The following is a 25,512-nucleotide window of genomic DNA, read 5'->3' as shown; positions in this document are numbered from 1 at the left end:
ATTAAAAGTATTTTTGATATTTTCAATAATTTTATTATATTGAATAGGAAATTAATAATACTTTATTACATCGTATATAGTGTGTATATATGATATATAAATCTATACAATTCGAATCATTGATATGATAATGAAGAATAATTGGCTAAATAAGATATATGAAGGAAGGGATAAAATCCTATTTCATGGACCAGAGAGAAATACGTTGGTTCAACGATTTAAAGATGAAGTTTTAATAAATGGCAAGCCTTTTTCTGTTAATGGACGAGGATGTTTTAATAACAGAATTTCTCAATATTTTATGTCAAAACTTAATCTTATTGGTATAAAAACTCACTCAATTCGCATAATAAATATTAAAGAGCAATTAATTCGATCACTTGAAATGTTTCCTTTTAGAATAGTTATTCGAAATAGTCCATCAAATGAAATGTTTGAGAAATTTGCAATTAGCGAGTTCATAGTATTTGACGATCCAATCATGGAATTTTACTTTAACAATAGTGATAAAATTGATGACATGGTAAATAACGATCATATACTTGCATTTTCTTGGGCAACAAAAGATGATTTAGAGTGTATGGAGTCTATTTCTCTAAGAGTAAATGACTTTTTTCAGGGTTTTTTTTCTGCAATGAATATGAAATTGCATGACATTTCTTTTGAATTTGGAAAATACGAAGATGATTTCGGAGAATCGAGTATTATTTTAGGTGATTCTATTACTTTGGACTCTATGAATTTATCTGACTTACAAAGAGAGATTGATTTTAGCAAAAAAAATGACGTAAAGGAGTTACTAAGTATTTATCGATCATTTATCGACAGAATAGGAATTACAAAATTCAAGCAAGAAGTAAGAAATAATCAATAAGTTAAAATTTGTATCAATATACAAAAATTGCAAATGAAACTAGCATTTTACTATAAATCAATGATAGAGAAAATTTAGAAAAATAATTTCAAAAATTCAGGAATCACGCAGATAAATAGTACATTTTTTTTCTCTCGATTTGACGCAATAGCCTTGTATTTTTGATCTCAACAATCATTCTTGGGATGTCTATCAATAATAGTGATTTTTTTGAATCAATTCAGAAAACTATCTCATTTAACTCTCAAATATATTGCTTTTGATTATCTATAAAGTATCACTAAAATGTATCTTCAAATTTTTCCAGTTTCAATCCATTTTTCGAGCGATTTGACATTATAATCTGCATTATGCATTTCATCAAGAGAAATCATCTTCTTATGTAGTAAAATGTTGGTATCTATTCCAGAAATTTTGTATTCATCCAGAGCTCGATTTAATCTACTAATACACTCACTTCTAGTCTTTCCGTAAGCTATCAATTTCGATATCATGCTATCATAATATGGTTGAACTTTGTACCCTGCATATGCGTAGCTATCAATTCGAATGCCATATCCACCTGGAACAACATATTCTTCTATCAAACCTGGTGATGATACAAATTTCTCATTTTCTGCATTAATTCTACATTCTATTGCAAATCCATCAATTTTCACATCAGACTGGTGAAAGGATAATTTTTCTCCAGCAGCAATTTTTATTTGCTCCTTGACTAAATCAATTCCAGTCACCATTTCAGTAATAGTATGTTCAATTTGCAATCTAGTATTCATTTCCATAAAGTAAAATTTTCCGTCTTGGTATAGAAATTCCATAGTGCCAAGACCCACATAATTCATTTTTTGAGCAAAATCTCTTGCCATTTCACATACAAATTTACGTTCATCAGGAGTTAATTTTGAAGAAGGAGCTTCTTCCCATAATTTTTGATATTTCCTCTGAATCGAGCACTCTCTTTCACCTAAATGGACTGCATTCCTGTGTTTATCGCATATAATTTGTACCTCAATGTGACGTGGAGTTGGGAGATATTTCTCGATATATATCTCATCCGATCCAAATGAACTTTTGGCTTCACTTTTTGCATTTTCAATCACCGATATAAGTTCATTTCTATTATGAGCAATTCTGATACCTCTTCCAGCACCACCAGCAACTGCTTTGACGAGAACTGGATAGCCAATCTTGTTAGCAAAAAAATCAGCTTCTGTCTTTGAGACAGCTCCATCCGAACCTTCAATAACATTAAGTCCCATTTCTTTTGCAACTTTTTTTGCTGAAATTTTATTTCCCATCATAGCAATACTTTCAGGAGATGGGCCTATAAATGTTAATCCACTAGTTTCAACAACACGTGCAAATTCATCATTTTCTGATAGAAAACCGATTCCTGGATGTATTGCATCTACATTAGTTAACCACGCTGCAGACATTATGTTTGGTAGATTAAGATAGCTATCTTTTGGCAACGGACCTCCTATGCACACAGTTTCATCAGACATCTTTAAATGAGGTAAATTTGCATCAGCTGTAGAATAAACCGAAACGACCTTTATTGCCATTTCTTTACACGCTCGGACTATTCGCAAGGCGGCATCACCCCTGCTAGCAATCAAAATTTTATTAAACATTTCAATAATCAAACACAATATCGATAGTTTAAACAAAACCGCATAATCTTCAAGTGTGTATTTTTCAAATCAATTTATTGTATCTATAGAATCGTAAAGTAAAAGTAATATCATGAAAAGTTATACAAACCTTTAAAATCAATTCATAAGTTCAGAAATTTTTTCGCACCAACTTCATCGAATTTAGATTGTTAATTCTTGCATGTAGTTGGGAATATATATACATACATTCCATAATTGATCTAGAAATGAAAACGTAAACTCTTTTCCAATATGACATGAGTCAACAATTTTCAAGCAAATTATGCTTTCATCAAAATTAACAAAACACTCTTCAAATTCATTCAAACATTTTGTGCTTAAATTCATCACACTTTCACATAAACAAAATAAATCATTTAAATTCAACTGATTTATATTGATATACTCTGCGAAATCGTTTTCATTAGCTTTCTTGAATGAAACACAAGCTAACCTCTTTCTTATAGATTCAAAATTCTTGAATCTGTTAATTGATTCTTGCCCAACATAACATCCCTTTTTATCAGATATTGCATTCAATTTATGTAAATTATAATGAAATGGTGTGTAAATTTCAGGAACGATTTTATTTGGAATACAATTTTCGATCATTCTTTTTTTATAATCAGAGTACACATCAAATTCATATAAATTATCAGTCGAGAAGAAGCTTTTTATTATGTATCTATACCCCATGTCAAAAAATCTAGTGTCTCTATAAGCAATAATTTCTCTATTTTCGGATGATTTTTCGTAAATACTTTCATCAAAAATTTCATTTTTTATAAACACCCCAACATCAAGAAAATTTCTTGATGAGCATACTTGAAAGTTGCATTTATTAATGGAAACATCACTAGAGAGAATATATTTTCTAAGATGCTCCATAAAATCATCGGAACGCTCTAAATCGATATCGATTAGAAATTCATTTTCAACAGGAATTACAAAAAAATCATATAAGCAAAATCCAGATCGATTTAAAAGCAATGAATAGCAAGAGTTTAAAGATATTTTTTGTGATACCATTCTTTGAAGAAAACTCATTGAATCTCTACCACAAATCGAAATCACACTTCTGTTCATGCAAAAAATCCTCACACTTTGCCATAGTATACTATACAGTGACAAAATGACTATATTTGCTCAAAATTCTATTTATTAATATTTGAATTTATATAAAATTCCCAAAATATCTGATAAGATTTGCAAAAATATTTATGATAAAATGAACATAAAATACTTGAGCTTTGAATCAGAAGTAGAAAAGCTCGACAATGAAATTTCTTCTCTAAATCAGAATGAAAAATCAGCTGAATTACTAATGATAAAGAGAAATGCCATGCTTCAACAAATATACCAAAATTTGTCTCCGTGGGAAAAGGTTTTGGTTGCACGACATGAAAACAGACCAAATGTTCGTGACTATATAAACGGCATGACATCAGAGTTTTTTGAAATATTAGGTGATAAATGTAACGGTAACGATAATGCAATGGTATGTGGAATAGGACTAATAGACAAAATTTCTGTTGTAATATGCGGAAATGACAAAAGCGGCAAAAATAAGACGAATTTCGGAATGTCTCACCCTGAAGGATACAGAAAATTCATGAGAGCAATTAAATTAGCACAAGATTTTAAAATGCCTATCATATCTCTGGTAGATACTCCAGGAGCATTTCCCGGACTTCAAGCAGAAAAACGAGGTCAATCCTACTCTATAGCACGCTCAATGTACGAATCCGTTGAAATGAATGTTTCGAATATATCAGTCATCATAGGTGAAGGCGGATCTGGAGGTGCAATTGCAATTTCTCTAGCTAATAAGGTTATAATGCTCGAACATTCAGTGTACTCTACTATTTCTCCAGAAGGTTGTTCAAGCATTTTGTGGAAAAATACAAATTACAAGGAAATTGCAGCGAAAAATCAAAAAATAACAGCACAAGATTTGCTTAAGATGGGCATTATAGATTTAATAATCGAAGAACCTATTGGTGGAGCTCATAGAAATCACTTCGATACAATTCAAAATGTAAAGCGAGTAATTTTAGCAGAAATTTCTGCTATGCAAAATTGTGATAACGCAAGCAATAGAAAAAGCAAATTTCTAGCAATGACAAGAAATTTTATATAAGTCAAGACTCAAAAATTTTCAATTTCATATTTTGGAGAAAGATTTCGCATCAAAAATCAAAAAAAGCATAAAAATTTCTGTTCAAAAGAGGATAAAAATGTCCTAAGAATTGTTAAAAAAAATCTCAGGTATAATGCAATCTTCGTTAAATTGTTCCACGTGGAACAATTCCGTGCGAACTTTTCTGATATTTTTGCAAATTTGATAGATTCAAAACTGACTCTCCATAAGGCTTTTTCTACAAAAAATGTTGTTACAATCGAAAAATTTCTTGATTTTGATAAAATCACAAACTTAATTCTCACCAAAAATAGCACAAAAAAAATGTCAAATCCACTTGCCCAAGCGATGATTTTGACCTCAATCGTTATAAGTTTAGCAACTTTTATGATAATTATATCCCAATGGATTCATTGACTTAATGAGAGATTTTTTGCTCACATCTTGACATAGGCTGATCTATTATTCGTTTATAATATTTTTTTATACAAAAAAACTCTATTATTATTAATATTGAGAAATTGCAGAAAAGTGAAAATTCACTGAAAAATTGATTAAACTTTATCGATTTTTGTTAACAAAACACAATATCAAGTTGTACAGATTGTCCAAATCAAAAAATATTTACTTCACGCTCATGACCATAAAATCACTGATAACAATATCTTTTCCAAATTTCATTGATTCATTCATTAAATAAGTTTTAACACTTATTTTCTCATCTTTAACAAAATTCTGATCATTTAAACAAATTCCTCGTAAAATCTTATCGAGCCTAGCCTCAAAATGAGGATCATTTTCAATTCCACTCTGCTTAAGTTTCTCTATCAAAACCGATGATTCTTCATCGATTACCTTCTGTGAAACTTCATCCCTATTCATGAATTGCGGCTTATGATAGGCTATATGCATACACAAATTTGTTGCAATCTCATTCAAATCACTAGTATCACAATCAGATTTTAGAGACAAAATCACACCAACTTTTCCGATTTTTACTCCAAGATCGATGTCAGATTTTTTTGAACAGATAGGATCGTGAACATAGGAAAAAATATTTTCACCCTTCACAGCAAAGAAATCTCCGCAAGTTATGTTTTCACCTAAAGATAAAGCGCAATAACCTTCATTACTCACATCAGCTAACGTAGACTTAAAATGCTCTTCGATCTGATTTCTATCTAAACTACAATTTTTATGCATAAAATTAATGAAATTCCTAACAAAAAACAAAAAAGAATCACTTTTTGCAGCAAAATCTGTCTCACACTTCACATGTGACATCACACCCAAGTTATCAAAAACTTTTAAAACAATACAACCCTCAGATGTTTCTCTATCGGATTTTTTGTTTAAAATAGACAAACTCCTTGCACGAAGCCACTTTAGAGCTTCATCCAAATTACCATCAGTTTCATTTAAAGCTTTTTTACAATCTGATAAACCAGCCGAAGTCATATCTCTTAATTTTTTTATTAGCTCAGTGTTCATTTTTAACTCCTTTTCCTTCGTCTGAGTCCTGACTAAAAGTATTAACCAACTCTTCTTCAACACTAGCTTCTTTCAATGTTTTATTCTTAACTGATGATAAACCATCATTCAAACCTTGCAATATAGCATCCTTAAAATGATGAAAGTAAAAAGAAATTGCAATTTCACTGTCATCATTTCCAGGAATCGGATACTCTATTCCTCTCGGATCAACATTTGTATCAACGATACATATGATAGGAATATTCATCTTCTTAGCTTCCGTAATGGCAACAACTTCTCTTTTTGCATCCAAAACCACTAAAACTTTAGGTAAGTCGCTCATTTTTCTGACACCACTTAGATTTTTTATTGATTTCTCAAGGTCTTTAGAAAAAATACTCTTCTCTTTTTTGGTATAAGAATCTTTTTGAAGAAATTGCTCAAGATCATCCATTCTCTTTATAGATTTTTTTATTGTTGACCAGTTAGTCAACATTCCTCCAAGCCATTTGCTAGTAACATGGTATTGACCTGTAGATTCAGCAGTTTCTTTTATTATATGACAAGCATTTTCCTTAGTTCCAACAAAAAGGATTCTCTCTCCAGATTTAGCCATCTTGTAAAGAAAAGATAAAGCATCCTGCATTAATTTATATGTCTTTCTCAAATCTATTATCGATATTCCGCCACTGTTCTTAAATATATACTCATCCATAAGGGGATTATGTTTATTGGACTTATGCCCCCAATGCAACCTTGCATCAACCATGTCTTGAACCGAAAAATTAGGCGATATCATAAAAGAAAAAAAGAAAACTGGTGCAGGTTATCAAAAAAAACAAAAAATATCAACTAACATTAACACTATTTGAGAGAAGCTTCTTTAAAATCAACATGCTTTCTAATGACGGGATCATATTTTTTTAACACAAGTTTTTCAGTTGTATTCTTAGGATTTCTTCTTGAGACATAAAAAAAATGAGATTGAGTACTCTTCATTTTTACATGCAATTTTTTCTTAGCAGCCATTTTTACGAAAAATATTTTCTACATTGTACTTTTTTTTTTCAAAAATTCAATTATTTAAATCTGTTGATATGTTGTATATATCTTGTATATATCCTGTTGATAAAGTGTGAATAAAAAAATGAAAAACAAAATTATTCACAAATTCTCAACAGATTACTCACATACCTCAAAAAAGTTAAAATACTCAATAATATTGAGTAATTTTATAGATTTTATGAAAAATTGGTATTTATCCACAGCTCCATAAACAACATATATTTATATTATTATTATTATTGTTATAAAAACCTTGTTAGAAAGATTCTAAAAATTGTATCATTCAAGAATGAAGTTTAAAATTTAATTCGTTGAAAAACATCATTTTAGAAAGTTTAATATCATCAAGTTATCTTGATTTAGAAAAAATTGCTAAGAAAAAAGAAATTCAAGATGATTTCTTAAATCAAAGGGATTTAATTTTTGGAATTATTAACTCTACCAAAGAAAGTGTGATTTCTAACGGTGTTTTGCATGTATTTCAAGAAGGATTTGGATTTTTGAGATATAAGGAGAGTAATTATCTTCCTAGTGGTTTTGACATATACATCTCTCCACAACAGATTGTGAATTTTGGTCTAAGAACTGGAGATTTCATTACTTGTGAGATTTTTCATCAAAATAAAAGTGATAGATATTTTTCTTGTAAAGAAATTTTACAGATTAATTTAGAAACAGCAAAGAAAGCTTCAATGAGAGCTGGAATTAAGCGTTTTGGAGATCTCACTCCGATTTATCCATCTAGAAGAATAAACCTTCATCTTGAAAAGGATTCAGATGTAACTCTTCGACTTATCGATTTGATTGCTCCTATAGGATTTGGTCAAAGAGGACTCATTGTTGCTCCTCCTAAAGCAGGAAAGACTACGATTTTGCAAAAATTGGCCAAAGCGGTGGAAGAAAATCATAAAGATGTTCATTTAATGATACTTTTGATAGATGAAAGACCAGAAGAGGTGACAGATATGATGAGATCAGTAAAAGCTGAGATTATATCTTCAACATTTGATGAACCTCCTTCAAGACATGTGATGGTTGCGGAGATATTGCTTGAAAGAGCAAAAAGAATGGTTGAGATGAAAAAAGATGTTGTTATAATATTGGATGGAATTACTAGATTATCGAGGGCTTATAACTCATTTATTCCTTCTTCCGGTAGAGTTTTAACTGGTGGTGTTGATTCTACAGCTCTTCAAAAACCAAAAAGATTTTTTGGAGCAGCTAGAAACATAGAAGAAGGTGGTTCTTTGACTATTATAGCAACAGCTCTAGTAGAGACAGGATCAAAAATGGATGAAGTAATTTTTGAAGAGTTTAAGGGTACAGGCAATATGGAGTTGGTTTTAGATAGAAGATTACAGGAAAAAAGAATTTTTCCTTGTATAGAAATAAATAAATCAGGAACAAGAAAAGAAGATCTGCTATTTTCAAATGATGAAATTTCTAGAGTGAGAATTTTGAGAAAAGTCATATCTCCTATGGGTGCGGTTGAAGGAATGGATTTTTTGATAGATAAAATAAAGAAGTCTTCATCAAATGAAGAATTTTTTCATCAAATGAATACATGAAACAAATGAAATTACTATGGATAATGATCTAATATTCGAGAAAAAACTCGATATGTCATGTTTTTTTTATAAATTACTGATAAGCTTTTGTAAAATCTCTTTAATTTTGCAAGTTTTCAGAATTTGTTAATAAAATGGAGAAGGAATGAAAACATTTCTAGTGAGTGATTGTAAAAATTTACCTGTTTGTTCAAATGTCTTTTCTTTCTTTAACCAAAAAGGTGGTGTGGGAAAAACGACAACTTCTATCAACATTGCAGCTTGTTTAGGATTAATGAATAAAAAAGTTTTGCTGATCGATTTTGACCCTCAAGCAAATGCAACTACTGGAATGGGTGTAAAAAATAGATCTGCAAGTGTTCATGATTTTCTTTTCGGAAAATCCTCTTTTAGGCAAGTCATTTCAAAAACTTGCATACAGAATGTTGATATAATACCTTCTTCTCAAGATCTTTCAGCTGCATTCTTAGATTTAGTTCAATTTGATTACAAAGAGTTTTTTTTAAAATATGTAATAAGAGAAATTTGCTCTCTTTATGATTATGTTTTTATTGATTGCCCTCCTTCGATGTGTCTTTTATCATTAAATGCTTTGGTCGCTTCTGCAAAAGTAATAATTCCTCTTCAGGCTGAGTATTATGCACTTGAAGGATTGAGTAGATTGATACAAAATGCTAAGTTAATAAAAGAAGAAAAAAACAAAGATTTAGAAATAGAAGGAATAATTCTGACGATGTTTGATAAGAGGAACTCTCTTAGTTTCGAAGTAGAAAATGATGTTAGATCTCATTTGGGAAGATTAGTCTATGAAAGCAAAATCTTTAGAAGTGTGAGAGTATCAGAATCTCCTTCATTTGGAAAGCCACTTGTAATATACGATTCTAAAAACTTCGTTAGTGACTGTTTTTTTGAAGCTTCAAAAGAGTTTTTAAACAGAGGTAATTAAAATGAATTAAGTTTTAACGATGTTGATTTTGTGAAATAAATATATATACATCTTTGATGTAATAAAGTAGTAAAATCTTACAAAAAAATATAAGAATTTGTAATTTGAGTTTATTCTGTATTGAAAAAGAAAGTACATTATCTTTTTTGTTTTTGCAAAAAAGCAATTTTATTTTTCATAATCATATTCAAATCTATTTATCGAAATAATTTATGGTTTTAATGTGTTAAAGGATTGCATTTTTTTAAAATCCCGTTGATTTATGTATAAAAAACGTTACTCTTATAAGAGAGCTTTTTTATTGTTGTGTTCAAGAATTTATTTAACATTTTTTCTTGCGATATAGGTATAGATCTTGGTACTGCAAACACTTTGGTTTATGTTAGGGGAAAGGGAATAGTTATAGATGAACCTTCTGTAGTTGCTTTATCGGCTCACAAAGAAAAAAAGATGGTCTTAGCTGTCGGATATGAGGCTAAATCGATGATAGGAAGAACTCCAAGTGGAATTATTGCTGTAAGGCCAATGAAAGATGGAGTTATTGCGGATTTTGAAGTTGCTGAGAAAATGATTGAGTATTTTATGAAAAAATCAATAATCAAAGCTTATGGAAGAAGGATTTTCTCAAAAAAAAGAGTTGTTATATGCATTCCATATGGAGCAACTTTGGTGGACAGAAGAGCTATTCAAGAAGCTGTAATTGTTGCAGGTGCAAAAGAGGTTTTTTTGATAGAAGAGCCTATGGCAGCAGCTATAGGAGCTGGTTTGGATGTTGTAGAGGCTAAAGGATGCATGGTTGTTGATATAGGAGGAGGTACAACTGAGATTGCTGTTATTGCTTTGGGTGGAATCGTTTTTTCTCAATCTATAAAAGTAGCTGGAGATAAAATGGATGAAAGTATAACATCGTATATTAAAGATAAATTTAATCTTTTGATAGGAGAATACTCATCTGAGAGGATAAAGAAAGAAATTGGGTGTGCAAAGATCTTGAAGAACGAAAAAGAAGATGTAATATGTGTAAAAGGACGAGATATATTTCGAGGAATTCCAAAAGAGATAACGATAAGCCAAAGAGAATTGTCTGAAAGTTTGAAAGGATGTATTAATGATATAAATTCTGGAATTAGAAGTGTTTTGAGCAATATATCTCCAGAATTAGCTGCAGACATATCAGAGAATGGAATTGTATTGACTGGAGGAGGTTCTTGCTTAAAAAATATCAGTATTGCTGTATCAGAAGATACTGGATTGAGTGTTAGAGTTGCAGATGATCCATTATTATGTGTTGTTAATGGTACTGGAAAAGTTATAGAAGACATGGATAGATTGTCTGGTGTTTTGTGTTCATTATCAATTTAATTTAATATGTTTTTTAATAAGAATAAAATTGGAGATTTTTTGCAATTGATTGTGACTATTTTATTCATATCTTTTCATAACGTTTGCGAAAATTTTGTTTTGACTCATACTAAATGGATTTTTGATTACCTGCTTATGCCTTCTGATTTTTTTGCATTATGGATAAAGAAATCCTATTATTTTTGTTCAAACATACTGTATATAAAATACAGAAATGAATTTCTACAAAGAGAAAACGATAAATTGAAGATGCAATTGATAGATATAAAGTCTGAAACTGATTTCAATGATGAGATAAACAAACTTGCTTTATTTTTCAAGCAAAATGACATAGATTTTAAGAATTCTTTTGTTTTTGCAAGAGTCGTTAATTTGCCAGGAAATGAATTTTTATTTTTATCTACAATTGGAGTTGAATCAGGAGATCTTATTCTCAGTGTTGATGGAGTTGTTGGGCGAGTAGTATCGATTAATGATTGTTATTGTAGGTGTATATCCATTTCACACAAGGATTTTAAAATAAAAATCAAGGGCTTTTTAAGTAATTCTGAAGGAATTGCATATGGAAATGGTGGAGAGCTCATAATCAACTCAAAGTCTTCAAATGATAAATTTGAGATCGGAGAGGATGTAATAACAAAAATAGATGACAAGAGTTTTTTTGTAGGCAAAGTTAATAGTCTCATACAACACGAAAATGTTGATAAATATGTTGTGTCAAGTTTGGTAATTTTGCCAACTATAGCTTTTTCAACAAGGCGGCGATTATGAATTTATATAACAATTACAAATGTAATTTTGCTCGATTTTATGATTACTTGATTGTAGTATTTTTGTATTTTATCGACCTTTTTTTATTTTCAAATTTCGTAAAATTTAATACGATGATAACTGTTTCTTATATCTTAGCTTCAAGAAAAAAATTTAAATTTTATATGATTTTTGCAATATCATTTTTAAGTAGTTTTAATAAAATGCAATCTATATTTTTGCTGCTGAGTTCTTTTATGTCAATTTTCTTTAAAAGAGCTATGATTAGTAACGAGTTATTGAAATTTATATTTGATACAACATTGATATTTATTCAGTATTTTTGTTCCAATGATATTGGATCTCAAAAATATATGATTGGATTTTTTGCTAATTTGTTATTTTATGTTTTTTTCTTACATGTGTTTAATCGAAAAAGGAAAAAATTGATATGAGTAAGTTTTCTTTCTCTAGGAGACTTTTTATCTTTTTGGTTGGCAAGTTAATCTTTTTCATAATTCTTATACACAGATTATTTTTTCTGCAAATTAAAGGATTTAAGAAATTTTCAAAGATATCTCGAAATAATTCGGTGACTTGCATAAAAATTAATCATCCAAGAGGCAAGATCTTTGACAGAAATGGATTAATGCTAGCTGGTAATGACAAGTTGTTTAGAGTGATTATTTTTGCAAAAGATGAACAAAAAATTAAAGATACTCTTCAACAATTGAAGAAAATTTCACCAAAATCGCGCATCAATTCTTTTGATGATATTTTGCTTCTTCGTAAGAAACATTCATGTTATATGTGCGTTTTAGCTAGTGAGTTGACATGGGATGAGATGATAGATATTGAAGAGCGAAAATTTGAGCTGCCAAATATTTTTATCGATCAAGTTGATAAGAGATTTTACACTAAACCATACGAATGCGCTCACGTTCTGGGTTATATTGATAAAGATAATAAGCCGAAGTCTGGAATAGAAAAAATGATGTCAGATAAGTTAGTTGGAACTGATGGGCAGCATGTATTTGAAGTGGATGCAAGTCGTAATGTTAAGAAATTTCTATATACTGAATATCCGATTTCAGGAAAAAACGTTAATATTTCGATCGATGCTAATATTCAAGAAATAGTTTTTAATACATTAAAGAAAAATACAGTTGCTTCATGTGCTGTGATTATGAATGAAAATGGAGAAATATTGAGTGCTTGTTCATATCCTTCATTTGACTATGAACTATTATCTTGTCAAACCGATAGAATTAATTTGTTTCAGCATCCACTTTCCCCATTAGTTAATCGAGCATTTTCTGGATTGTATATGCCAGGTTCTATCATGAAAATGGTCATAGGTCTATCTGCTCTTCATTACGAAAAGATCGACTCTTATAGTAGATTTCACTGTGCTGGATCGATGATTATTGGAGGACATGTATTTCACTGTTGGAAAGAAAATGGTCATGGTTATGTCAATTTAGAAGAAGCAATTGCGTGCTCATGTGATATCTTTTTTTACAATATTGGACAAATGGTGGGAATAAAGAGAATGTCTGAATTCTTCAGAAAATTTGGAATAAACCAAGATTTTGATTTGATCCCTGAATTGAAAACAGGAGTATTACCAGATGAGAGAGAAGCTAAGTACTTGGCTGATACGGTTTTGGCTAGTATAGGTCATGGGTATTTTTCTACTACAGCTCTGCATTTATGTACTATGATGACGAGATTAGTAACGAATAAAGCGGTAGTTCCGACTTTAATAAAAGGAAGTTCTAATAGTGTTTCTGGGCTTAATGTGAGAATAGATGATATGAATCTCGTTTTGAGTGGAATGTATCGTGCATTTAATGACTCTATAGGGACTGGTATTAGCTACAAATCTTATGTTAATGGGATTGAATTGATTGGGAAGACTACTACTACTCAGGTCGTTAAAGTGAAACGTGATAGTGAAGGAAAAAAATTACTTAATCAAGCAAATGATTGGTGGGAAAAAGATCACTCGATGTCCGTTTGTAGTGGAGAAATAAACGGTGTCTATCACACTTTGTGTATTATAGTCGAACACGGTGGATGGGGAAAATTCTCAGTAAATCTATGCGCGAAAATATTTAACTCTATTATAAATGGAGAAAAATCTCTTTAGATAAAATCATTAATGATTATACAGATAAAATTTTCAAAAAATTTCAAAATTTCCTGATGATGTTTGTGAATCATATGAAAATTATCAGAAAAGCTTTTATCTTTAATATACTCGCATCAGAAAGTATGTTACTATCAAACGATGTGTGAGTAGCATTCAGTGTTTTATATTTTTAGAAAAAAGCATTTTTTGTTGCACATGTTAATTTTCTTATTTTTTTGCTTAATCTCTGCTTTTGGATTGGTAAATATATATTCCGGATCTGTACTGGATAACTTAATGATTTTTACCTATAAGCAATCAATATTTATGTTTTTTGGTGTGTGCATTATCTCATACATGTATATTTATGGGACTGGATTTTTTTATCGTTCTGCATATGTTATGTTTTTTGTAGTTGCTATTTTGCTTGTTGCGCTGAGATTTTTTGGATCTGGACGAGGTACTACTCGTTGGCTCAGAATAGGATCGTTTAATTTGCAACCTTCAGAATTTGCAAAAATGGTTGTGATTTTCGTCATGGCGCGATACTTTCATGATATAAAGCAAATTACTCGGTGGATACAGTGGATTCCTCCAATGTTGGCGGTTTTTTTACTTTTCATACTTGTAGTAATTCAGCCTGATTTAGGTACTGCAGTTATTTTAATTGCATTGGGTGGAAGTATTTTAATTTTCGCTGGCCTTCATAAGAACTTTTTCATATTTTTGATTATTGTGACGACGACTTCTCTTCCTATTCTTTGGCGATTTTTAAAACCATATCAGAAAGCAAGGATATTGAATTTAATATTTGAGAATGATCCTTTAGGTGCGGGATATCAAATATCTCAGTCAAAAATTGCTATTGGATCTGGAGGTTTATACGGAAAGGGTTTTCTTAATGGCACTCAGTCGATTTTGAACTTTTTACCAGAAAAGCGTACAGATTTTATATTTTCACTTGTTGCAGAAGAGTGGGGATTTTTGGTATGTTTTTGTTTAGTAGTTTCGTACATGTGTATTGTAATATCTGCTATGTTTTTATCTATGAAGAATGTTCGCATTTTTCATAAATTAGTCATGATGGGATTTGCAAATCTGTTATTTTTCCATATATTCATTAATATCGGTATGGTTACTGGAATTATTCCTGTTGTTGGAGTTCCTTTGCCGTTTATGTCATATGGAGGTAGTTCTTATCTATTATTTTCAGTTGGCATAGGATCATTTTTATCAAATACAGAAAGACAGTTGTAAATGACAGTTTTTTCAATCTCAATAGTAGTGAATCCTGAAAATTATCGCTCATTCTTGAAAAGAATAGTTCTTTAATACAGAAATTTACAAAAGTTTTTTTTGTACAAAATAATTTTAGATATAAATTTTATATGATATTTATCGCTTAACTAAAAACTACTCAATTTCGCGAAATTTTCCTCTGTAATAGTCGATATTTAAGTTATCGTCATTAACTTCAACATAATCTATGTATATTTTGTCATCAAATTTTCTATTAGTTTGAGCTTTTTTTTCCATAATTTCAATGATTTCTTGAAGAGTCCACTCATGAAAATTGCATATAGTAGTGATTACTTGCAAAAGATCAGCTAGCTCTTCACGTAAATCATCTATATCATGTGCTGTACAAACCTCTTGAGATTCTTCAACTAATTTTTTTTGAGTTCTGTTAAAAATTCATATCTATTCATTGATTTATATGATGGATTATCTCCAGATTTTTGCATAATTGATCGAATTTTATCTCGAACTAGCTTTCAACCGCAAAGCGAAGAATTTTCATTTTCCAAGAGGAAACTTAAAACGAAACGATATCATAAATCATAAAAAGAATTAATATCTCTTATGCGCCTAGAATAATTTATTTAATGGATCATCTTTTGACAAAAAAATTGCATTTTTTATATATTAAACCAACAAAATTGTTAACATAATGAGTATATCAAAACTAAACTCAAAACATATTTGATTGTGAAGTCAATTCACATTACCATCAGTATCTTACTTTGGCGGAGAAAGAGGGATTCGAACCCTCGATACGCTAAAAAAACGTATGACGGTTTAGCAAACCGTTGCCTTCAACCACTCGGCCATCTCTCCACACGACGAAATCATATACGATGCTTTGAATTATGTACAGGATTTTTACTATAAATTCAAATGATGGGTTAAATGGTATTAAGAATCTAAAATCATCTAAAATTTATTGAACTTATGCTTGTTCTGCAAAATTTTTGCTATATATGAAGATGAAATCGGTAAAATAATCAATGCAATGGCTAAAATCACCATGAACATTTTATTGAAAAATACACTTGCGATAAGGATTATCATCATTCCAAAAGAAGTACCTTGTCCAAATATATGTAGAAAAATATTAAGATCAGAACTATGAATATTCTTAGCTGCTGATATAGAAGACATTAACATTAAAATTGATCCGAAAAAAATGAGAATATGAAGTAAAAATTCCCACATCCTGTTTAATATCAAAAATTTCCTTAATGCTACTCTATCAGTTAGTAGAGTTTTTTGATAGATAGGAATTGAAAAATTAATCAATCATCAGAGAAATATTGGTTTGGAGTTTTAAAAAACTGTATAATTAAAAATGTTTATTTGCGATAATATATGGAACTAACTCGTGTGGTAAAAATTCCTTATTTTTGGATGATTTTTGCTCTGCAATTGATTTATGAGATATTTATTTCTAGCATTCAAGTGCTTCAAATGACGATTAGCACAAAATCAAAGTTTTCAAGTGGGTATATTACGTTTAAGACGAATTTGCAGAGTAAATATAAAATATCTATATTGCTCCATGTGATTACTATGACTCCAGGCACGATATCAGTTTCCTCTGATGGCAAAAACATAACTATTCATGCATTAGATAATTCTGATGAAGAAGCTGTTATTTTAAGCATCAGAAATGGTTTAGAAAATTGTATATCTAAATTATGGTGAAAATATGTTATTGTGGATTTCTTGTGTAATTTTATGCGCTGCGATTTTGATAAATATATCTAGCTTAAATAAAGCGACAAATGTATTGCACAAAATAATATTGTTGGATTACGTGTCTGTGCTCATTGTTTCTATTATTGTTATCATTGAATGTATTTTTGAAAATGAATTGTACATTATGGTGTCTCTGATTTTGTTAGTTATTTCGTTTTTGACAACTTATATTTTAGTTAGTAATACGAGAAAAAAGTAATTTTGCAAATTATATGAAAAGACTTTATTAAAAAAACTCATTTGTAACATGTTTAAGATTATGCTATAGCTAATTTATCCTTTATATATGAAGTTTTGTCTGATACAGTTGAAGTAAAAAATCATTCAGTTGATTTTGCGGCAATTAAACAAGAAGAAAAAATTAAAATACTTCCTAGTATTTGTACAATATTGATATTCTCTTTAAAAAATATTACTCCTACTACGTATCCGATTAATGGTCTTACTAAGCCAAATGGCACTAGATATATTAAGCCTGCAAATTTTACTGCTTTATTAGTAAAGTAATAAGAAGTTACACTCAAAATTGCCTGAAAGAGTATCAAAAGTGAAATAAGATTGATGTGGAAAATTTTTGAGCAATCATATCCTATGAATATTCCTATTATTGGTAAAGAAAATAATAACATGTAAAAAGTCATGATATTTTCATTCTCATTCTTCATTTTTTTTGCTAAAACATTACACATAGCATAGCAAATATTTGCCAGAATAGGACTGAACAGATAAAAATTAATAGTGATACAAAAACTCATCTTATGAAAGATCATCATTATAGAACCAAATATTCCAATTGATACTGCAGTGAATTTTGGTAATGTGAATTTCTCGTTTAAAAACAACATACTTGCCAGTATATTCCATATTGTACTAGTTGATCCAATTGTCATAACCACACTCAAAGGTAATTTTGTAATAGATATAAACCACATTACTGAGCCGAAAGCATAGGCAATTGCACGAGTGAAGTGTATTACCATATAAGGGCTTTTTAGAGATACTGAGCGTATCCTTACAATCACAAAAGAAATGATTACGGATAGTGTGTTGCTTAAAAACAAAGAATTATCAATGCCAGAAGTAAATATCAATTTTACTAAAATGTTGCTAAGAGCGTATATACTGCTTGCAACAATTTTGGATATAATGGCAATTCTGTTCAGATCAGTTTTTTTAACCTTTCGGCATGATTATTGCATATAGGATTAATTTATGTAAATATTAGTTTGATAATTAAGTAATCGTTTAAGAAATAGTCAAATAAATGAAAAATTTAAAGTCCAAATCAAGATCGTGCAGTAAATATATTATCTATCGCTAACAATGCATTTCAAATGCGACTAGAATATTGGGATTAAAAAATAACTCAATGCAATAAATGAAAAAATCTTTCATATAAAATCATCTTGCATTAATCAAATTTTGATGAAAAACAGACTTGAAATATTATTCATGATTAGATGAAAACTATTCTTTTATTTTTGCTCCAATCAGAACAGACATTAATATTGTAATCGTTCCAATAACTTGATTCATGCTGATTGCTTCATGAAATAAAGATATTCCAATTATATAACCTATGAAGGGTCTGATCATTCCAATTGGAATAAGAGATATGACTTCTGCATATTTTATTGCTCTTGTAGATAGAATATATGAGATTGTTCTCATAATAGATTGACACAATATAGCCAAGGCAATGCAGTTAAATTCACATAATACTGATAAATTTACTCCAAAAAATATGGCAATTATTGGTAAAGCGAAAAATAATTGATAAAATGTAGTTATGTATTCGTCTTCTGTCTTAACTTTTCTTGCTAAGATATTACAAGCTGCGTATGCTATGTTGGCAAGTATTGGCATGAAGAGGTAAATATCGATTGATATAGAAAATGCCATCTTTTCATAAATCATGATGATAGATCCAACAATTCCCAAAATTACTGCTAAAAATTTTATTTTAGTGAACTTTTCATTCAGGAATATTATACTCCCCAAAATAGTCCAAATAGGGCTGCTAGCCCCGATTGTAGTAACAACTCCTATAGGTAAGTTTTTCAAAGAAGAAAACCACATCATAGTCGCAAAAGCATATACTATTCCGCGCAAAAAATGATATTTGAAAAAATTAGTTTTGAAAGATAATTTCTTGATTTTTATTGTTATTATCGTTGTGATTGTGCATAAAAGAGTATCTATAAATACCAAGTTATTGACTCCATTTGTGGATATGAATTTAGTAAATGCGTTGTTTATTGCGTATATTGTGCTAGATAGAATTTTTGATACTAATGCAACTTTATTCATCGACAATCAATGAGAGTAATGAATCATGATACATATTTCGTAGATCTATTTGAATGTATATTTTGAAAAAAAACTTGAATTTAGTTGATGTTAATGATTTTTTTACAAATCTGACTAAAGAATATTAATTCAAAAGATAACTTTGCAAAAACACGTAAAACTAGTTAAAACAAAAAATGGCTCCCCGGGCAGGATTCGAACCTACGACCCAGTGATTAACAGTCACTTGCTCTGCCTGCTGAGCTACCGAGGAACTCAAATAAATCTAACAAAATTTTTGAGAATTTGAAATAGCTTTTTAAAATTTTTTACTAACAATATGTTGTTAATTATAATATTGCTTGAATCTGAGTCAATTATTCTGTTGATAACATATGAATATAAGAATAAAAAAATTGAAATCGTATTAAAATTACGACATAATAGCAAATATGTTTTGTCCTAGATTATGTTTTCTTTAATCAAATTGCCTTTTGATTCGCTTGAGCCATTTTTGTCAAAAGAAACTATAGATTACCATTATGGAAAGCATCATTTAGGATATATAAATAACTTGAATGCAATGCTTTCTGTATCTCGAATCGATGAATCTATAAATGATAATGATGGATTGATGAAAGTGATATTACAGGCTCGTGCATCAATTGATTTACCAAACATGATGTCGATTTTTAATAATGCTGCTCAAGCATGGAATCATAATTTTTATTGGTTTGGACTATCGAGAGAAAAAATAGAAATTCCTATGACTTTGAAGGAAAAAATTTGCGAAAAGTATGAGTCTATCGATAATTTTAAAAATGAATTCAAAAAAGCAGCAATTTCTCACTTTGGAAGCGGATGGTGTTGGTTGGTTGTAGATCAAAAAGCTGAATTGGAAATAACTTGCACTCAAAATGCTGATATTCCATTATTCAGACAATTACGTCCTCTATTTGTATGTGATTTGTGGGAACATTCGTATTACATAGATTATAGAAATAATAGAGGAGTATATCTTGATAGCATGTGGGATTTTGTGAACTGGAACTTTGTTAATGAAAATTTAATTGCCTAATTCAACTTTTGTACTGTATATCGTTAGTGAAAAATTAATTTCAATCTGTCTTTTTGATATTCAATCTTTTAAGAAGCTCATGAATAAGTTTTGTTGAATGTTTTTTTGTATCAACTTACTCTCTTTGTGTTAAAAATACCATTCGTGTTTTTATAAAGAATTTTTGGTTAATTTCCTATAGAAGTGAAAACAAATAACAAGAGATGTAATAAAATGCTTGTGTATTGATGAAAAAAATTCTTTCGAAAATAGATAGTGCAAATAACATATAAACTTTTATAGAAAAAATTGCTAACAAAGTTCATAATACATAAAAAATCTAAAGAGAGGGAGGGATTCGAACCCTCGATACTTATATAAGTACAACGGTTTTCGAGACCGCCCCATTCAACCGCTCTGGCACCTCTCCACGAATTGAGATTGTAACATGAAATTAAAATAAAAACTATAAATTGTTAGCAGATTTTGAAATTGTTTCATATGATTTATTGATCAGTTATCTATTGACCAAGAGATATAAGTAAATCAAAGAAGAAAATGCATCCTTTACTGAGGTATAAAAATCATATACAATCTGAGCCATATTCATAAAAATAGAAAGGGTATGGCTAATAAGCCTGGAGTGATACCATACATAATCAATACGATACTTAAGCATAAGTGGTACGTCTTGCTGATGATTTTTACAGCAACTTCTGTAGCATCTGAGCCTGTTATAATATACCTTATGAAGTCATTAGTGGACTACGCAGCTGCAGGTAATGCAATCACTTTATCTTCTTGGCCGATATTGTGCTTGATAATATTTGAGGTGATGTTATTTGTGCAATATAGATTAGATGGATACTTCATTACAGCAAAATTTGATTCTAATATAAGAAAATCTGCCTCTCAGTATGCGATCGATAATTTAATCGATAAAAGTTATAAGTTCTTTACAGAGCATATGATCGGAAATTTATCAAATAAAGTAGAGAATTTTGCAAGTACAATAGGAAAAATTATGGAAATAATATTTGAAGAACTGCTGCCGAAATTCATGTTTTTATTGGTGAGTGTATACGTAGTTTCTCAATCATCCACTAAATTGGGAATTATAATGTTACTCTGGGTTATTTCCTTTCTAACTTTTAGCTTATTGATTTCAAAGAAAATAAATTTTATGGCATCTGATATTTACAGTAAGATATCTATGATGATTGGTAAGGTCGTAGATATCTTTGGCAATATTTTGAGTGTGAAGATATTCAAGAATGAGAATCATGAAAAGAGATTAATGGAAAAGGAATTGGAAAAAATTCGCCAAGCTGATTTTCAGCTTCGGTACTTTTATTTTATTGTTTTTACATACTATGGTATATCATATTTGTTAATTCAATTCTATTCGATATATATTTTGGTAGATGGTTATAAGTCTGGAGTTTGTACTATCACTGATTTTGTGAATGTAATACCAGTTAACACGATTGTTGCATCAAGATTTTGGGAAGTTGCGATAGATTTGTCGAAATTGTTTCATGAAGTTGGAAAAATGAATCAAGCACTTCTGTCCATTCAACATCCTGATATTTGTCTGAGATCAGAATCAAATACTATAAAATCAAATGTATTAATTTCTGAAGGAAAAATTGAATTTTCTAATGTGTCATTTAAGTATAATGATAGTATTTCTGCTTTTGAAACAAAATCTCTGTTGATAGAAGCTGGAGAGAAAATCGGAATTGTTGGTTACTCTGGTGCTGGCAAATCAACTTTCGTTAACTTGCTTCTTGGAATATACCATCCAACAAAAGGTAAAATTCTTATTGATGATCAAGATATATCTTCTATTCCTGGAGACGGAATAAACTCATTTATAGGATATGTTCCTCAAGAACCTATGTTATTTCAAAGATCCATTAGAGAAAATATAATGTATGCAAATCCAAGATCTAGTCATGAAGATTTGGTTGATGCTGCGAAAAAAGCGATTGCTCACGATTTTATAATGAAATTGCCTAACGGGTATGATACTGTTATTGGAGATGATGGTGCTAGACTATCTGGTGGAGAGAAGCAAAGAATATGTATAGCGAGAGCTATCTTAGGCAATTTTAAGATCATCGTTTTAGATGAATCTACATCTCAGCTTGATTTGATAACAGAAAAGCAGGTAAATGAATCGATGGTATCTATAGTTAAGAATAAAACAGTGATTACTATAGCTCACAGATTGTGCAATATTGTCAAAATGGATAGAATTCTAGTTTTTGATAAAGGAAGAATAATTGCAAGTGGTACTCATGATTATCTGATAGATAATTGCATTCTTTATAAAGAATTGTGGAACATTCAGGCACATAATGGAGTCAGAATATAACCTTATGAGGTTGGTTTTTTTGAAAAATTATTGTATTTCTGAGTTGTTTTGAAATCATTGCATCTCATTTGAGTTTGTTTAAATCCAACAGAGTACACAATGCGCTGTGACGAGTGATTAATTAATGAAAGTCAAAAATCATATTCTTTATTGAAATCTTTATTAAGAATTTAAAAAATCGTTTTTCTTGCAATTGTGATTATACTATAACCATTCTCGCTTTCTTCAAATGTGTAAGCATCAACTTTATGTTGCTCAATTACTTGAAACCCATTTTTATTCAAAATAGATTGTAGATCATTCATAGTGTAAATTTTCAGCGTACACTTGTTCTTTATATTCTCATCATTAATTATAAAATCATCTTCTGATGTGAAGTAACCGTTTTTTCTATCAATATATGCGTATCTAGATTGGTGAATTTCTGTGCCATCAATTGCAAAGCTTGTTGTACTCATACGGTTATTATCTGCTTGAATTATATCATCGGTCATTGAATCTAGATTCAAAATATCAAATACGTAAATGCCGTTATTACTGAGATTTTGATGAATATTTCTTATAGCAATTTCGAAATCGCTCTGAGTAAGATGACCTATTGCATTATCTATAGTAATGACAGCATCAAAATTACCAACTTTTATAGTGCGAACATCTCCATTCAAAAAATCACAATTTGCAGAAATTTTTGCCGCTTTTTCCTTAGCTATTTTTGTCAAATCTGGACTGAAATCTGACCCAACTATTTGATATCCTAATTTAGATAGATATAAAACTTGTGCTCCTGTTCCGCAAGTCATGTCTAAAACAGTTTTTACTTCATATTTTTGCAAAATTTTTTCTACAACTTCGTTTTTGAGGTCCGTATAGTGATTATTCAATCTATCAAAGTACTGTGGAAATTTTTGATAAAATATGGGTAAGCCTAATTCATTACTGTTCATAAATTTTCTATGATTAAGCGTGAATTATAATGTATACATGTATCTTAAAATTGCAATATAAATTTTAGCTCTTTAATTTTTGTAGTGAGTAATTTCATTGATAAAGTTGTAAATTTACCATTTCTTGAAGCAAGAGATGAATCAAATAATTATGTATCCAAATATTTCTGCACGTTGAGAGCTGCCATGCATCCCATTCCAGCTGCTGTTACTGCTTGTCTATACGTTTTATCGCATACATCTCCTGCGGCAAATATACCTGGCATACTAGTCATTGTCTTATACAAGTCGCTTTTGTTTGTTATAATGTACCCATCGGAATCTAGTTCCAGAAGATTTTTTACGATTTCTGTGTTCGGTTTATGTCCGATTGCTACAAATATTCCATCGCATTGGATTTTACTTTCAATGTTTGTTTTGTTATTAAACACTGTTGCAGATGTGACTTTTTTGTCGCCATGTATGGTTTTTAGCTCTGTATTCCACATGATGTTTATATTTTGCTTTTCCATTACGCGATTAATCATTATTTTTTCTGCGCGAAATGAGTCTCTTCTATGTAAAATTGTGATCGATTTGCATATATTTGATAAAAACAGAGCTTCTTCCATTGCAGTATTTCCTCCTCCGACAACGAGTATTTCTTTGTTTCTAAAAAAAGGTCCATCACATGTTGCGCACATTGATAATCCATAGCCCCAGTAATCCTTTTCACTCTCGATTCCTAGATGTTTTGCTTGTGCTCCGGTGCATATAATGATTGCATCAAATGTATTTAAATTTTTTTCGCCAGCGTACTCATAATGTACTTGGAATTTGAGTCCTACTTTTTCTATTGATGTTGCGTTTCCTTCGATTATCTTAGTACCAACTTTTTTTGATTGTTCGATCATATTTTGCATCAAAATTGGTCCATGTATTGAGTCGATAAATCCAGGATAATTTTCAACTTCAGATGTGATTGTCAATTGACCTCCAGGTTGATCACCGATAAGCATGTATGTATCTAAGAGTGCTCTAGAGCAATATATTGCAGCTGTGCATCCGGCTGGACCTGATCCAATTACCAATATCTTATTCATTTTTTACTTTATATGTCTTTATAATTCAGTACATCAATTTTTGCATTTTTGTCAACTCATTAATTATTTTTTGAAATTGTATCAGTGAGAAAGGTTTATGTTTGGCTTTTAGTGATGGATTTTGATTCGTGCAAATTTTGATTAATTATTTTTTCGATTATCATTACAGCTTCTAGTACATTCTCGTTTTTCACTAAAAAATCATATTTTTCATTTACTGAAGAGTAATCATCTAAAATTGAAGAAGATCTTCTCTCGACATCATATCCTCTTTTTTTTATACGATCTATAATTTCATCTTTATTCACATCAATCCAGATTGTTATGCACTCAATATTTTGCATGTGAGCAAATTCACTGATTTTTTTTGCTCCGCTTTCATCTACATCGCATATTATGTTCATGCCTTTTGAAATTGCTTGATGAATATTGATTGCAGATGTTCCGTATGTATTGCCAAAATTTTTTGTGTACTCAACAATTTGATTGTTTTTTATCATAGATGTCATTGTTTCATCAGAGACAAAAAAGTAATCAATCCCATCTACTTCATTTGCTCGAGAGGATCTGGTTGTATAAGATACAGAGAAGCAAGTATTCTCATTTCTCTTCAACAAATGCTTTATGATTGAGGATTTTCCACAGCCTGATGCACCGGATATTACAACAATTTTTGATGAATTCAACTTCAATGAAGAAAATATAAGGCATATTACACTTAAGTGTATATATTTTTTTACCACAATCAATGCTA

At 30.1% G+C, this 25,512-nt stretch carries 25 protein-coding genes and 3 tRNA genes; 13 read left to right on the top strand and 15 right to left on the bottom strand.

Annotated elements, in window-relative coordinates:
• Window positions 1-124 precede the first annotated feature (124 nt).
• Window positions 125-874, top strand: a complete 750-nt coding sequence (locus tag Gromo_RS01725; RefSeq protein ID WP_231158746.1) for a phosphoribosylaminoimidazolesuccinocarboxamide synthase — start codon at window positions 125-127, stop codon at window positions 872-874.
• Between the two features lie 293 nt (window positions 875-1,167).
• Here Gromo_RS01725 and Gromo_RS01720 read toward each other — a convergent pair whose 3' ends face one another.
• Entirely contained in the window at window positions 1,168-2,508 is a 1,341-nt protein-coding gene (locus Gromo_RS01720) for an acetyl-CoA carboxylase biotin carboxylase subunit (protein ID WP_231158745.1), read from the bottom strand.
• Window positions 2,509-2,691: 183 nt separating this feature from the next.
• Window positions 2,692-3,615, bottom strand: coding sequence for a YgfZ family protein (locus Gromo_RS01715; protein WP_231158744.1), 924 nt, complete (start codon window positions 3,613-3,615; stop codon window positions 2,692-2,694).
• A gap of 142 nt (window positions 3,616-3,757) precedes the next feature.
• Between Gromo_RS01715 and accA the strand changes: the two genes are divergently transcribed.
• Both accA and Gromo_RS01705 read left to right on the top strand, forming a co-directional pair.
• Complete coding sequence (gene accA, locus Gromo_RS01710) at window positions 3,758-4,669, top strand: carboxyltransferase subunit alpha (protein WP_231158743.1); 912 nt, start codon at window positions 3,758-3,760, stop codon at window positions 4,667-4,669.
• Between the two features lie 159 nt (window positions 4,670-4,828).
• Window positions 4,829-5,086, top strand: coding sequence for an NADH-quinone oxidoreductase subunit K (locus tag Gromo_RS01705; RefSeq protein WP_231158742.1), 258 nt, complete (start codon window positions 4,829-4,831; stop codon window positions 5,084-5,086).
• 207 nt (window positions 5,087-5,293) lie between these two features.
• On the opposite strand, the gene tsf is transcribed toward Gromo_RS01705, so the two are convergent.
• The 3 genes from tsf to rpmG all read right to left on the bottom strand — a co-directional run bounded on the left by tsf (window position 5,294) and on the right by rpmG (window position 7,171).
• Window positions 5,294-6,160: a translation elongation factor Ts gene (gene tsf / locus Gromo_RS01700; RefSeq protein WP_231158741.1), complete on the bottom strand. Its 867-nt coding sequence runs from the start codon at window positions 6,158-6,160 to the stop codon at window positions 5,294-5,296.
• Window positions 6,150-6,941, bottom strand: a complete 792-nt coding sequence (gene rpsB, locus Gromo_RS01695; RefSeq protein WP_231158740.1) for a 30S ribosomal protein S2 — start codon at window positions 6,939-6,941, stop codon at window positions 6,150-6,152. The genes tsf and rpsB overlap by 11 nt, the downstream gene beginning before the upstream one ends.
• 65 nt (window positions 6,942-7,006) lie before the next feature.
• Window positions 7,007-7,171, bottom strand: a complete 165-nt coding sequence (gene rpmG / locus Gromo_RS01690; protein ID WP_231158739.1) for a 50S ribosomal protein L33 — start codon at window positions 7,169-7,171, stop codon at window positions 7,007-7,009.
• A 356-nt stretch (window positions 7,172-7,527) separates the two neighbouring features.
• On the opposite strand from rpmG, the gene rho reads away from it, so the two are divergent.
• The 6 genes from rho to Gromo_RS01660 all read left to right on the top strand — a co-directional run bounded on the left by rho (window position 7,528) and on the right by Gromo_RS01660 (window position 15,224).
• The gene (gene rho / locus Gromo_RS01685; RefSeq protein ID WP_420797325.1) at window positions 7,528-8,775 is read left to right on the top strand and encodes a transcription termination factor Rho; all 1,248 of its coding nucleotides are present in this window, start codon (window positions 7,528-7,530) and stop codon (window positions 8,773-8,775) included.
• 145 nt (window positions 8,776-8,920) lie between these two features.
• Window positions 8,921-9,721 carry a ParA family protein gene (locus tag Gromo_RS01680; RefSeq protein WP_231158737.1) on the top strand — a complete coding sequence of 267 codons (801 nt, stop codon included), beginning with the start codon at window positions 8,921-8,923 and terminating at the stop codon, window positions 9,719-9,721.
• Window positions 9,722-10,027: 306 nt separating this feature from the next.
• On the top strand, window positions 10,028-11,083 hold the full coding sequence (locus tag Gromo_RS01675; RefSeq protein ID WP_231158736.1) for a rod shape-determining protein: 1,056 nt from the start codon (window positions 10,028-10,030) through the stop codon (window positions 11,081-11,083).
• Window positions 11,084-11,089: 6 nt separating this feature from the next.
• Window positions 11,090-11,854 (top strand): rod shape-determining protein MreC, encoded by a 765-nt coding sequence (locus Gromo_RS01670; RefSeq protein WP_231158735.1) that lies wholly within the window; start codon window positions 11,090-11,092, stop codon window positions 11,852-11,854.
• A gap of 430 nt (window positions 11,855-12,284) precedes the next feature.
• Complete coding sequence (locus tag Gromo_RS01665; protein WP_231158734.1) at window positions 12,285-13,985, top strand: penicillin-binding transpeptidase domain-containing protein; 1,701 nt, start codon at window positions 12,285-12,287, stop codon at window positions 13,983-13,985.
• Between the two features lie 198 nt (window positions 13,986-14,183).
• A complete protein-coding gene (locus Gromo_RS01660; RefSeq protein WP_231158733.1) occupies window positions 14,184-15,224 on the top strand; it encodes an FtsW/RodA/SpoVE family cell cycle protein in 1,041 nt (346 codons plus the stop codon).
• Between the two features lie 156 nt (window positions 15,225-15,380).
• Here Gromo_RS01660 and Gromo_RS01655 read toward each other — a convergent pair whose 3' ends face one another.
• From Gromo_RS01655 to Gromo_RS01645, 3 genes are all read right to left on the bottom strand, one after another.
• Window positions 15,381-15,662 (bottom strand): MazG nucleotide pyrophosphohydrolase domain-containing protein, encoded by a 282-nt coding sequence (locus Gromo_RS01655; RefSeq protein ID WP_274381159.1) that lies wholly within the window; start codon window positions 15,660-15,662, stop codon window positions 15,381-15,383.
• Between the two features lie 330 nt (window positions 15,663-15,992).
• Window positions 15,993-16,085: transfer RNA gene (locus tag Gromo_RS01650), tRNA-Ser, on the bottom strand.
• Between the two features lie 96 nt (window positions 16,086-16,181).
• Entirely contained in the window at window positions 16,182-16,463 is a 282-nt protein-coding gene (locus Gromo_RS01645) for a hypothetical protein (RefSeq protein ID WP_231158732.1), read from the bottom strand.
• Between the two features lie 153 nt (window positions 16,464-16,616).
• Between Gromo_RS01645 and Gromo_RS01640 the strand changes: the two genes are divergently transcribed.
• Together Gromo_RS01640 and Gromo_RS01635 are read left to right on the top strand one after the other, a co-directional pair.
• Entirely contained in the window at window positions 16,617-16,952 is a 336-nt protein-coding gene (locus Gromo_RS01640) for a Na+/H+ antiporter subunit E (RefSeq protein WP_231158731.1), read from the top strand.
• Between the two features lie 4 nt (window positions 16,953-16,956).
• Window positions 16,957-17,205 (top strand): hypothetical protein, encoded by a 249-nt coding sequence (locus Gromo_RS01635; protein WP_231158730.1) that lies wholly within the window; start codon window positions 16,957-16,959, stop codon window positions 17,203-17,205.
• Between the two features lie 121 nt (window positions 17,206-17,326).
• On the opposite strand, the gene Gromo_RS01630 is transcribed toward Gromo_RS01635, so the two are convergent.
• The 3 genes from Gromo_RS01630 to Gromo_RS01620 all read right to left on the bottom strand — a co-directional run bounded on the left by Gromo_RS01630 (window position 17,327) and on the right by Gromo_RS01620 (window position 19,569).
• On the bottom strand, window positions 17,327-17,986 hold the full coding sequence (locus Gromo_RS01630; protein ID WP_231158729.1) for a DMT family transporter: 660 nt from the start codon (window positions 17,984-17,986) through the stop codon (window positions 17,327-17,329).
• 487 nt (window positions 17,987-18,473) lie between these two features.
• Complete coding sequence (locus Gromo_RS01625; RefSeq protein WP_231158728.1) at window positions 18,474-19,316, bottom strand: DMT family transporter; 843 nt, start codon at window positions 19,314-19,316, stop codon at window positions 18,474-18,476.
• 177 nt (window positions 19,317-19,493) lie between these two features.
• Window positions 19,494-19,569 (bottom strand) — tRNA-Asn (locus tag Gromo_RS01620).
• A 195-nt stretch (window positions 19,570-19,764) separates the two neighbouring features.
• On the opposite strand from Gromo_RS01620, the gene Gromo_RS01615 reads away from it, so the two are divergent.
• Window positions 19,765-20,373, top strand: coding sequence for a superoxide dismutase (locus tag Gromo_RS01615; protein ID WP_231158727.1), 609 nt, complete (start codon window positions 19,765-19,767; stop codon window positions 20,371-20,373).
• 322 nt (window positions 20,374-20,695) lie between these two features.
• On the opposite strand, the gene Gromo_RS01610 is transcribed toward Gromo_RS01615, so the two are convergent.
• A tRNA-Ser gene (locus Gromo_RS01610) sits at window positions 20,696-20,782 on the bottom strand.
• A gap of 195 nt (window positions 20,783-20,977) precedes the next feature.
• On the opposite strand from Gromo_RS01610, the gene Gromo_RS01605 reads away from it, so the two are divergent.
• Entirely contained in the window at window positions 20,978-22,732 is a 1,755-nt protein-coding gene (locus tag Gromo_RS01605; protein ID WP_231158726.1) for an ABC transporter ATP-binding protein, read from the top strand.
• Between the two features lie 170 nt (window positions 22,733-22,902).
• Here the strand turns inward: Gromo_RS01605 and Gromo_RS01600 are convergent, their stop codons facing one another.
• The 3 genes from Gromo_RS01600 to Gromo_RS01590 form a co-directional block, all read right to left on the bottom strand.
• Complete coding sequence (locus Gromo_RS01600) at window positions 22,903-23,676, bottom strand: class I SAM-dependent methyltransferase (protein WP_231158725.1); 774 nt, start codon at window positions 23,674-23,676, stop codon at window positions 22,903-22,905.
• Between the two features lie 149 nt (window positions 23,677-23,825).
• Entirely contained in the window at window positions 23,826-24,758 is a 933-nt protein-coding gene (gene trxB, locus Gromo_RS01595; protein WP_231158724.1) for a thioredoxin-disulfide reductase, read from the bottom strand.
• Between the two features lie 95 nt (window positions 24,759-24,853).
• Entirely contained in the window at window positions 24,854-25,501 is a 648-nt protein-coding gene (locus tag Gromo_RS01590) for a guanylate kinase (RefSeq protein WP_231158723.1), read from the bottom strand.
• Window positions 25,502-25,512 lie beyond the last annotated feature (11 nt).

Source organism: Candidatus Gromoviella agglomerans, assembly GCF_021065005.1.
Taxonomy (GTDB): domain Bacteria; phylum Pseudomonadota; class Alphaproteobacteria; order CAJXXZ01.
This window is presented reverse-complemented; position numbering and strand designations above follow the sequence as displayed.

Bases quoted from the DNA above. Each gene is read 5' to 3' on its own strand.
- Gromo_RS01725 (WP_231158746.1), top strand. From the start codon at position 125: ATGATAATGAAGAATAATTGGCTAAATAAGATATATGAAGGAAGGGAT.
- Gromo_RS01720 (WP_231158745.1), bottom strand. From the start codon at position 2,508: ATGTTTAATAAAATTTTGATTGCTAGCAGGGGTGATGCCGCCTTGCGA.
- Gromo_RS01715 (WP_231158744.1), bottom strand. From the start codon at position 3,615: ATGAACAGAAGTGTGATTTCGATTTGTGGTAGAGATTCAATGAGTTTT.
- accA (WP_231158743.1), top strand. From the start codon at position 3,758: ATGAACATAAAATACTTGAGCTTTGAATCAGAAGTAGAAAAGCTCGAC.
- tsf (WP_231158741.1), bottom strand. From the start codon at position 6,160: ATGAACACTGAGCTAATAAAAAAATTAAGAGATATGACTTCGGCTGGT.
- rpsB (WP_231158740.1), bottom strand. From the start codon at position 6,941: ATGATATCGCCTAATTTTTCGGTTCAAGACATGGTTGATGCAAGGTTG.
- rpmG (WP_231158739.1), bottom strand. From the start codon at position 7,171: ATGGCTGCTAAGAAAAAATTGCATGTAAAAATGAAGAGTACTCAATCT.
- Gromo_RS01680 (WP_231158737.1), top strand. From the start codon at position 8,921: ATGAAAACATTTCTAGTGAGTGATTGTAAAAATTTACCTGTTTGTTCA.
- Gromo_RS01670 (WP_231158735.1), top strand. From the start codon at position 11,090: ATGTTTTTTAATAAGAATAAAATTGGAGATTTTTTGCAATTGATTGTG.
- Gromo_RS01665 (WP_231158734.1), top strand. From the start codon at position 12,285: ATGAGTAAGTTTTCTTTCTCTAGGAGACTTTTTATCTTTTTGGTTGGC.
- Gromo_RS01660 (WP_231158733.1), top strand. From the start codon at position 14,184: ATGTTAATTTTCTTATTTTTTTGCTTAATCTCTGCTTTTGGATTGGTA.
- Gromo_RS01645 (WP_231158732.1), bottom strand. From the start codon at position 16,463: ATGTGGGAATTTTTACTTCATATTCTCATTTTTTTCGGATCAATTTTA.
- Gromo_RS01640 (WP_231158731.1), top strand. From the start codon at position 16,617: ATGGAACTAACTCGTGTGGTAAAAATTCCTTATTTTTGGATGATTTTT.
- Gromo_RS01635 (WP_231158730.1), top strand. From the start codon at position 16,957: ATGTTATTGTGGATTTCTTGTGTAATTTTATGCGCTGCGATTTTGATA.
- Gromo_RS01630 (WP_231158729.1), bottom strand. From the start codon at position 17,986: ATGGTAATACACTTCACTCGTGCAATTGCCTATGCTTTCGGCTCAGTA.
- Gromo_RS01625 (WP_231158728.1), bottom strand. From the start codon at position 19,316: ATGAATAAAGTTGCATTAGTATCAAAAATTCTATCTAGCACAATATAC.
- Gromo_RS01615 (WP_231158727.1), top strand. From the start codon at position 19,765: ATGTTTTCTTTAATCAAATTGCCTTTTGATTCGCTTGAGCCATTTTTG.
- Gromo_RS01605 (WP_231158726.1), top strand. From the start codon at position 20,978: ATGGCTAATAAGCCTGGAGTGATACCATACATAATCAATACGATACTT.
- Gromo_RS01600 (WP_231158725.1), bottom strand. From the start codon at position 23,676: ATGAACAGTAATGAATTAGGCTTACCCATATTTTATCAAAAATTTCCA.
- trxB (WP_231158724.1), bottom strand. From the start codon at position 24,758: ATGAATAAGATATTGGTAATTGGATCAGGTCCAGCCGGATGCACAGCT.